The organism is Arthrobacter sp. MDT2-34-1 (assembly GCF_059091365.1).
In genome coordinates this window covers 1-342 of record NZ_JBNHGO010000183.1, presented here as the reverse complement: position 1 = coordinate 342, position 342 = coordinate 1, and the positions used below count along the sequence as shown (strand labels likewise).

Below are 342 nucleotides of genomic sequence, written 5' to 3'. Positions count from 1 at the left end.
ATGGAGCGCGGCTCCGGCTGGCAGCTGGGCATTGGTGCACCGGCTGCCGGCAAGACCGGTACCAATGACTTCCGCTCGCAAACCTGGTTCGTGGGCTACACCACCGGGCTGGCGACCGCTTCCTGGCTGGGCAACCACGTCTCCGGTGTGGAGCCCCTGGACGACAAGCAGATCGGCGGCCGCACCTACGATGAGATCGACGGCTCGCTGATCGCCGGCCCGTCCTGGCAGCGCTATATGCAGAAGGTCGTCGGCCTCTACCCGGCGGCGGAATTCCAGGAACCGCCCGCCAGCGTGGTCAATGGGGGCTCGAACAACAACAACAATCGGGCACCGTCGCAG

At 66.4% G+C, this 342-nt stretch carries 1 pseudogene; it reads left to right on the top strand.

Annotated features, from left to right (window positions below):
* Positions 1–342: pseudogene (locus AC5RVV_RS18285) on the top strand (transglycosylase domain-containing protein); the annotation flags it as partial.